Source organism: Streptomyces sioyaensis (assembly GCF_004122735.1).
Classification (GTDB): Bacteria; Actinomycetota; Actinomycetes; order Streptomycetales; family Streptomycetaceae; genus Streptomyces; species Streptomyces sioyaensis.
Genome location: NZ_SDIF01000199.1, coordinates 1 through 7,745, shown reverse-complemented (window position 1 = coordinate 7,745; position 7,745 = coordinate 1). Strand labels below are relative to the sequence as shown.

The following is a 7,745-nucleotide window of genomic DNA, read 5'->3' as shown; positions in this document are numbered from 1 at the left end:
GACCTCCACTTCGGCCTCCGGGTCACGGAAATCCTGGCGGCGTCCGTCGGGGTCCGGGGCGGCCTCCGTAAGGGGGGCGCGGCGCGGGCGTCATGGACCGGACCGTACGAGCGGGGGCAGCGTCGCCTCGGCCGCCGCCAGGATTTCCGTGACCCGGAGGCCGAAGTGGAGGTCGCAGGCGTTGGGCAGACCCGTTCCGGCGGCGGCGAGCAGGGCGTCGACGGCGCGGTGGTAGGCCGCTTCGGGACCGTGCAGGCGGCGGGGCAGGCAGGTGGTGCCCGCGGTGCCGCGGAGGGTGATCTCGACCCCGGCCGCCGCGGCGGGGGCGGTCAGGGCGACCGTAGCGGTGCTGGCCGCGCCGCTGCTGTGCCGCATCGCAAGCAGCACCGTATCGGCCGGGCCCCGGGTCGCGGTGACCGCTTCCACGTCGCCGAGGACCGCGAGGAGCACGGACAGCGCATGCGGGCCGACGTCCCACAGGCCGCCCTTCTCCCGGCGCCAGGGCGAGTGCGCGTACGGGCTGGCGCTGTCCTCGGCGAAGACCGAGCCGAGCCAGTCGGCGTGCGCGGTGAACCAGCCGCCGACCGCGGCCTGCGCGGCGATCCACTCCCCCTCCTGCTCCCCGAAGCGCGCGGTGAAGAAGACCACCGAGGCGATCTGCGCCCGCTCGGCGGCCGCGGCCAGTGCGCGGGCCTCGGGCACGGAGGTGGCGACCGGCTTGTCCAGGAGCAGATGGCAGCCGGCCCCGGCCGCGCGGACCGCCAACGGGGCCTGCACGGAGGGCGGCAGGGCGACGGCGACCGCGTCACAGGCCGCGAACAGCTCGTCGGGGGTGTCGTACGGGCGGGAGCCGTGGACCTGGGCCAGCGCGGCGGCGGCCTCCGGTCTGCGGCCCCAGATGCCGGTGAGCTCGACGCCGGGGTGCGCGGCGAGGGCGGGGGCGTGGACGCTCCGCGCCCAGGGCCCGGTACCGAGGAGTCCGATGCGCAGGGTCGCCATACGGGCCAGTGTCTCGCGGGGCGCGGGCCGGGGGCCGGTTGCGCCGCGCCCGCGACCCGTGAGCCGGGGCCGGTCGCGCCGCGCCCGCGGCCGCGGCCGAGGGGACCCCTCAGGTAGCAGAATCCCAGGCATTCGATCGTGAATACCTTCGGAATGGCGGGATGTCCGGCTCAGTAACCTGCGGTTCACAATTGGGCAACGGACGGGAAATGGCGCGTTGCGAGAGTGCGGCAGTACATCCGCACAGGTACCCGCACCCGCACCTACCCGCAGTAAGAGGAACCCCCGTGAGCATCAAGGCCGAATACATCTGGATCGACGGCACCCAGCCGACCGCCAAGCTCCGCTCCAAGACCAAGATCGTCGCGGACGGCGGCAGCCTGCCCCGCTGGGGCTTCGACGGATCCAGCACCAACCAGGCCGAAGGCCACTCCTCGGACCTCGTACTGGAGCCGGTGTTCAGCTGCCCGGACCCGATCCGCGGCGGCGACCACCTGCTGGTGCTCTGCGAGGTCCTCCACACCGACCTGACCCCGCACCCCTCCAACAAGCGGGCGCTGCTGCGCCCGGTGGCGGAGAAGTTCGCCGGCCAGGAGCCGATCTTCGGCATCGAGCAGGAGTACACCTTCCTCAAGGGCGAGCGGCCGCTCGGCTTCCCCGAGGGCGGCGGCTTCCCGGCCCCGCAGGCCGACTACTACTGCGGCGTGGGCGCCGACGCGATCTTCGGCCGGGAGATCGTCGAGAAGCACCTCGACCTGTGCCTCGCGGCCGGCCTCGGCCTGTCCGGGATCAACGCCGAGGTCATGCCCGGCCAGTGGGAATTCCAGGTGGGCGCGCTGCCGCCGCTGGAGGTCTCGGACCACATGTGGGTGGCGCGCTGGCTGCTGCACCGGGTCGCCGAGGAGTACGGCGTCACCGCGTCGCTGGACGCCAAGCCGGCCAAGGGCGACTGGAACGGCGCCGGTGCACACACCAACTTCTCCACCCGCGCGATGCGGGAGGGCTACGACGCGATCATCACCGCCTGTGAGGCGCTGGGTGAGGGCGACAAGCCGCTGGAGCACGTCCGCCAGTACGGCACCGGCATCGAGGACCGGCTGACCGGCGCGCACGAGACCGCTCCCTGGGACGCGTACTCCTACGGCGCCTCGGACCGCGGCGCCTCGGTGCGGATCCCCTGGCAGGTGGAGGTCGAGAAGAAGGGGTACATCGAGGACCGGCGGCCGAACGCCAATGTCGACCCGTATGTGGTCACCCGTCTGATGGTGGACACCTGCTGCACCGAACTGGCGCGGCGCGAACAGATCTGACGTCGTCGTCGCGGCGGCGGCGCGGGAGCGGGGTCGGGCCGAAGGGGCCCGGCCCCGTTCTCACATGCCGGGCGGGGCGGTCTGCGAGTTGCGGCCGGGCCGGTAGTCATCGGCGGCCGCGCAGTTTGCCACCGGCGGCCGGGGGCGATTGCCCGGTGCGGCCGGGTCGGTTGTCAGTGGCGGGTGGCACGCTGGGGGCATGCTTGCGATCAACGTCAGGACCGAGACCGGGGCGGAGCGCGCCCATCCGGCCGAAGCCGAACTCGCCCGACTGCTGCGGCGGATCGGCGCCCCCGACGACCATTTCGTGGTCGTCGAGCGCGTCCCCGACCAGCAGCAGGTCTTCGTGCAGACCTGGCGGGAGGGCACGGGGCCGTTCGCGGTGGAGTACCGCGACGGCGCCCCCGAGCGGCACTTCAGCGCGGAGTGCGACGATGCCGAGCAGGTCGTGGCGGTCTTCCTGGACTGGGCTCGCGGCGGGGACTCCTGGCGCACGGCGCTCGACTGGCGGCCGGCGGACCTCTTCGCCACGCCCGGCCTGGATCCGCGGATTCGCGCGGCCGCCGAGGAGCAGGCCCGCAAGGACATGCGCTCCGGTTTCCGCAAGGCCCATGAGATCGCGCAGAGCGTGTGTGACGTCCTCGATCCGGAGGACTCCCCGGTCACCCTCGACGAGGCGCGGCGGATCGTGGCGGGCCTGTGGGAGGAACAGCTCGCCGAGCAGGAGCGATGGCCCGAGGTGACCGGTGCCGACCGGGTCACGCGGGCCTTCGCCGAGCTGGACACCCAGGGGCTGACCGCCCGGATGCACTTCACCTGTTGCAGCAACTGCGCGCTCGGCGAGATAGCGGCCGAACGCGCCGAGGGCGACCGGGGATTCGTCTTCTTCCACTACCAGGACACCGAGGCCGCCGCGGACGGGTATGGGCTCTCGGTCCGCTACGGCGCGTACGCGGACACCGGGGAGGCGGCCGACGAGGCGCGCGCCGAGGTCGGGCGGACGGTGGCGGCGGCGCTCACGGCTGCGGGACTGCCGGTGGAGTGGGACGGCGACCCGGACCGCGTCATCGAGGTCACCCCGCTGGACTGGCGCAAGCGGCTGCCGACGGGAGCCTGAGATGCCGAAGGCCGCCTCCCGGTTCCTGCGCCGGGGCGTACTGCCGGGTGCCGACTCGCGTATCCGGCCGGCCGCCGCCGTGCCCTGGCTCACGCCGCTCTACGTCGGCGCCGTCCAGCTCGGTGCGTATGCCGCCGCGCGGCTGCCCGCCCGGCGGTGCACGGAGCTGCTGCGCGCCCACTCCACCAATGTCGTCAATCTGCGGGCCGGCCGGTGGCGGACGCTGGCCACCAGCGCCGCCTTCGTCGAGCAGCCGATGCCGCTCCCGTACGCCGCCGCGCTGCTCGCCGTCCTCGGTACGGCCGAGGCGCGCTGGGGCACCCGGCGCGCGGCAGGGGTGTTCGCGGCCGGCCACACCGGCGCCTCTCTGCTGGTGTACGCGGGCCTGCGCGGCCGGGTGCGCACGGATCCGCCGGACGCGACCGCACGCGCCGTCGACGTCGGGACGAGCTACGGCTTCCATGCCACGCTCGGCGCCCTGGCCGCGGCCGTCCCGCACCGCCGCGCGCGGACCACCGCGACGGCCGGACTGCTGGCGCTGGGCACCTGGCCCGTGCTGCGCCCGGCACGGACGTTCACCGATGCCGGGCATCTGACGGCGACGGCGCTCGGGGTGATGTGTGGGGCGGGGATACGGCGGAGAGCCAGGGGTACGGCGAAAGGCCGGGCATACAAATAACGGATAGGAGCCGGGGCCCGGTGAGTGAACCCCCCGGCGCCGCGTAGCGGTGCGGCACCCGTGCGAGGGCGGCGCGCGTACGGTGCGGCACCGCGTAACGGATTCCGGCCAGGGGCCGTCGGCTCCCCCGGGCCCCGCCGGTCCGCCAACTCCGGTGTGTGCGGCTGCCGAGTCGGGGCCGGTTCTTCCCCGGTGCCGGTGCGGCCGCGGCGCGGCGGATTCGCGTCACACCGCGGGCCGCATCGGGGACAGAACACCGGCCGTCTGGTTCAATGGGGCCATGGCCAGCCTCAATGACACCGCGACGGGTCGCAGCGACCTTGAGCCGTTCTGGCCGTCCCGGCAGGCGCACGCCTTCGACCTTCTGTGTTGCCACGCGCACTGAGCGCGGGCCCGCACCTCTCTCACCGACGCCGCTGACCGGCGCCGCACGCCTTGCCCGCGCGCACGACGTCCCCCGACGCCCCTCCGCGCGAAAGCTGACCGTGATGACGAACGTCCGTACCCTGACCGCCCCTTCCCCGACCGCCGCCGCTCCCGCCCCGCACGCCCACCGCCAGCGGCTGCGCGCCGTGGCCCCCGACGAGGCCCTCCCGTCGCCCGCCACCGCCCCGGGCGCCGGCGCGCCGCGCCACAGCGCGCCCTCGGTCGCCGAGCTGCTGACCTCCGGCGCCACCTGGCTTCCGGCGCCCCAGCACAGCCTGCCCGCCCTGCCCGGGCAGCCACCGATGGTCGGCTATCTGGTGCTCGTACCGGCCGAGCAGGCGGCCGCCCCACAGCCGGCCGCCGCACCGGGACCGACCGCACCCGGGCCCACCGGGCCGACCACGCCCACCGCGCCGACCGGCGACGAGATCGTGCGGATCGACCCCGAGCGGCGCACCGCACAGGTCCAGGGCCGCCCGCTGGATCTGACGTACCTCGAATTCGAGTTGCTGGCCCACCTGGTGGCGCATCCGCACCGGGTGCACACCCGCGACCAGCTGGTGACCACGGTGTGGGGCTACGGGCATGTCGGCGACGGCCGGACCGTCGATGTCCATGTCGCCCGGCTGCGCCGCAAGTTGGGCGCCGCGCACCGGTCGTCGATCGTGACGGTGCGGCGGGTGGGCTACAAGTACGTGCCGGGCGTCTGAGCCCGGGGTCACACGCCCTTCGGCTCCTCCTGCCGGGGGTGCGGCCGGGCGGGGATCCGCTCCCCCGCCCGGCCGGGTGCCGCTCCCCCGCGCCGGCCGCGCCGCTTCGGCGTGCGCCGCGGGTGCTCCTCCGGTACGCCCGGTAGGCCCCGCCGGTGCAGGTATCCCACACAGCCCGCCACCACGAGTCCGGCCCCGGAGGCCAGCAGCATGCCCGCGGCCGGGGAATCGGTGAGCGCCGTACCGCCGAAGCCGCCGAGCGCCGCGCTGCACAGCGCCCAGATGCCTGCGCCCGCCGCGTCCAGCAGGACGAAGCGGCGCAGCGGAAAGCGGACACTGCCGGTGGACAGCGTGGCGACCACCCGGCCGCCGGGCACGAAGCGGCCCGCGATCACGAGCAGGGCGGCGTGCCGTTCGACCATGGCGCGGGCCCTGGTGTGCCGGGCCCGGCCGCGTTCGCCGCGCAACAGCCGGGCGATCGCGCGCGGGCCCGCGTACCGTCCCACCGCATAGCCCAGACAGTCACCGGCCAGTGCCCCGGTCGCCGCGACGCCCGCCAGCAGGGCGAGCAGCGGCAGATCGGGGCCGATGAGCACGGCGACCAGGACGACGGTGGTCTCGCTCGGCATGAACGGCAGCAGGGCGTCGAGGCCGGACACCAGCAGGATGATCAGCCACAGCCAGGGCGAGCCGACCATGCCCCGCAGCGGCTCGGTGAGCTGGTCGAGCTGGTCGAGTTGGTCAAACATGGGCCGGGGTGTCCCGCAGGGGCGTATCCGGCAGTGGGGAGTGCGGCGGCACGGGGGCCGGCGCGGACGGGATGCGTGGGGACGGCGACGATGCGGCCGTGCCCGGGGCGGGTACGGACGGGGCCGGTGCGGACGGGACGGGTGCGGACAGTGCCGGTGCGGCCGCCGCGGACGCCCGCCGTACCGCCGCTCCCGCCACCGCTGCCGATGCCGGCGACAGCGACAGCTGGCCGCCGCGGACCGCCCGCGCCGCCCGCGCCGCCAGTTCCCGCCGGTCCAGGTCGCCGTCGGCCGCCGTCAACGCCGCATGTGCCGTGACGCGGATGGTCAGACCGCGGGCGGCGAGCACCCGGCGCAGCGAGCCGGCGAAGGTGTCCTCGCCGCAGAACGCGGCCACCGTGCTGGGCAGGCCCTGCTGGGTGTAGTCGAGGGTCACCGGGCGGACGGGCGCCCCCGCGTCGAGCGCGGCCTGGAAGGTCGCCCGGCGGAAGGCGCCCTGTTCGGTGGTGCACCAGGTGGTGGCCTGCGGGAAGACCGCCACCGACCGCCCGGAGCGGAGCAGTTCGGCCACCTGGCGCACGGAGTCGGGCAGCCGCCGGGGATGCGTCCGGTCGATGAAGTGCGTACCGGCCCGGCGGGCCAGCCCGCCGACCACCGGCCAGCCGCCGACCTCGCGCTTGGCGAGCAGGGTGACCGGTTCGACGGCGAGCAGGGCGAGGATGTCGAGCCAGGAGATGTGGTTGGCGACGACGAGGGTGCCGGGGCCGTCCCCGGCGGTGAGCGCGGCGGCGCCCTCGACACGGATGCCGAGCGCGTCGAGCAGCGCCGCGGCATGCCCCCGTAGCCGTACCGGGTCGGCCAGCCGCGTGCCGTCGGTCAGCGCCCGCCGCACGGTGTGGGCGAACACGGCGCCGCGGCGGGCGACGACCGTCGCCGGGACGCGCGGCACGGCGTGCGCGGCGCAGTCCGGGGTGCAGTCGGAGGAGACGTCCCAGGGGCCGTTCACCGCTGCTCGCCCAGGAAGTAGCGCCGGTAGCGGTCGTCCAGCCGTTCCATGTCCAGCACGACGAAGAAGTCGGCGACGTCGAACTCGGGGTCATGGGCGGGTGCGCCGCAGATGACGGCGCCGATGCGCAGATAGCCGCGGAGCAGCGGCGGCAGCTGGGCGAGGCTGGGGCGGCCGGGGAGCGGGGTGGTGGAGTGCCAGGGGCGGTGCGGGGTGACCTGGAGCCCGGACGGGGCGGCGTAGCGGGTGCGGCCCAGTTCCCAGGCGTGGCCGGCGGCGGTGCCGCCGTCGGCGAGCGGGACGGAGGCGCAGCCGGCGAGGTAGCGGTGGCCGGAGAGCAGGGTGTAGCGGGCGAGCGCGGCCCACATCTGGGTCATCACGGCGCCGTTGCGGTGGTCGGGGTGCACACAGGAGCGGCCGGCCTCGATGAGGGAGGAGCGCAGCCCCTCCAGGGCGCCGAGGTCGAACTCGCCGTCGGAGTACAGCCGCGGGCTGCGGCCGGGCGGCAGCAGGCGGTAGGTGCCGACGACCTCGCCGGTGGCGGTGTGGGTGACGACGAGGTGATCGGCGAGTGCATCGACGTCGTCGATGTCGTGGCCGGCCAGCGGCGAGTGCAGGGTGGCGCCCATCTCCTCGGCGAAGACCCGGTGGCGCAGCCGCTGTGCGGCGCGGATCTGCGCACGGGTGTCGGCGATCTCCGCGGTGTAGCCGGGGTCGGCGGCCGGGGCGGGGGCGGCGTTCGCGGGGAC

General features: G+C 75.1%; 8 protein-coding genes. 4 read left to right on the top strand and 4 right to left on the bottom strand.

What is annotated here, in order from left to right:
- Positions 1-90: 90 nt before the first annotated feature.
- The gene (locus tag EST54_RS32400; RefSeq protein ID WP_129251257.1) at positions 91-999 is read right to left on the bottom strand and encodes a Gfo/Idh/MocA family protein; all 909 of its coding nucleotides are present in this window, start codon (positions 997-999) and stop codon (positions 91-93) included.
- A gap of 287 nt (positions 1,000-1,286) precedes the next feature.
- Between EST54_RS32400 and glnII the strand changes: the two genes are divergently transcribed.
- The 4 genes from glnII (at position 1,287) to EST54_RS32375 (ending at position 5,241) form a co-directional block, all read left to right on the top strand.
- Positions 1,287-2,309 (top strand): glutamine synthetase, encoded by a 1,023-nt coding sequence (gene glnII, locus EST54_RS32395; RefSeq protein WP_129251256.1) that lies wholly within the window; start codon positions 1,287-1,289, stop codon positions 2,307-2,309.
- A 199-nt stretch (positions 2,310-2,508) separates the two neighbouring features.
- Positions 2,509-3,426 carry a DUF6891 domain-containing protein gene (locus tag EST54_RS32390; RefSeq protein WP_129251255.1) on the top strand — a complete coding sequence of 306 codons (918 nt, stop codon included), beginning with the start codon at positions 2,509-2,511 and terminating at the stop codon, positions 3,424-3,426.
- 1 nt (position 3,427) lies between these two features.
- Positions 3,428-4,105 carry a rhomboid-like protein gene (locus tag EST54_RS35770; RefSeq protein ID WP_239013690.1) on the top strand — a complete coding sequence of 226 codons (678 nt, stop codon included), beginning with the start codon at positions 3,428-3,430 and terminating at the stop codon, positions 4,103-4,105.
- Positions 4,106-4,593: 488 nt separating this feature from the next.
- Positions 4,594-5,241 (top strand): winged helix-turn-helix domain-containing protein, encoded by a 648-nt coding sequence (locus tag EST54_RS32375; protein WP_129251252.1) that lies wholly within the window; start codon positions 4,594-4,596, stop codon positions 5,239-5,241.
- A gap of 8 nt (positions 5,242-5,249) precedes the next feature.
- Here EST54_RS32375 and EST54_RS32370 read toward each other — a convergent pair whose 3' ends face one another.
- The 3 genes from EST54_RS32370 to EST54_RS32360 all read right to left on the bottom strand — a co-directional run.
- Complete coding sequence (locus EST54_RS32370; protein WP_129251251.1) at positions 5,250-5,990, bottom strand: DedA family protein; 741 nt, start codon at positions 5,988-5,990, stop codon at positions 5,250-5,252.
- Entirely contained in the window at positions 5,983-6,996 is a 1,014-nt protein-coding gene (locus EST54_RS32365) for a lysophospholipid acyltransferase family protein (protein WP_129251250.1), read from the bottom strand. The genes EST54_RS32370 and EST54_RS32365 overlap by 8 nt, the downstream gene beginning before the upstream one ends.
- On the bottom strand, positions 6,993-7,745 hold a 753-nt coding region (locus EST54_RS32360; protein WP_244942660.1), incomplete at its 5' end, for a GNAT family N-acetyltransferase. The genes EST54_RS32360 and EST54_RS32365, both read right to left, overlap by 4 nt.

Coding starts and splice junctions, on each gene's coding strand:
- EST54_RS32400 (WP_129251257.1), bottom strand. CDS start 999: ATGGCGACCCTGCGCATCGGACTCCTCGGTACCGGGCCCTGGGCGCGG.
- EST54_RS32390 (WP_129251255.1), top strand. CDS start 2,509: ATGCTTGCGATCAACGTCAGGACCGAGACCGGGGCGGAGCGCGCCCAT.
- EST54_RS35770 (WP_239013690.1), top strand. CDS start 3,428: ATGCCGAAGGCCGCCTCCCGGTTCCTGCGCCGGGGCGTACTGCCGGGT.
- EST54_RS32375 (WP_129251252.1), top strand. CDS start 4,594: ATGACGAACGTCCGTACCCTGACCGCCCCTTCCCCGACCGCCGCCGCT.
- EST54_RS32370 (WP_129251251.1), bottom strand. CDS start 5,990: ATGTTTGACCAACTCGACCAGCTCGACCAGCTCACCGAGCCGCTGCGG.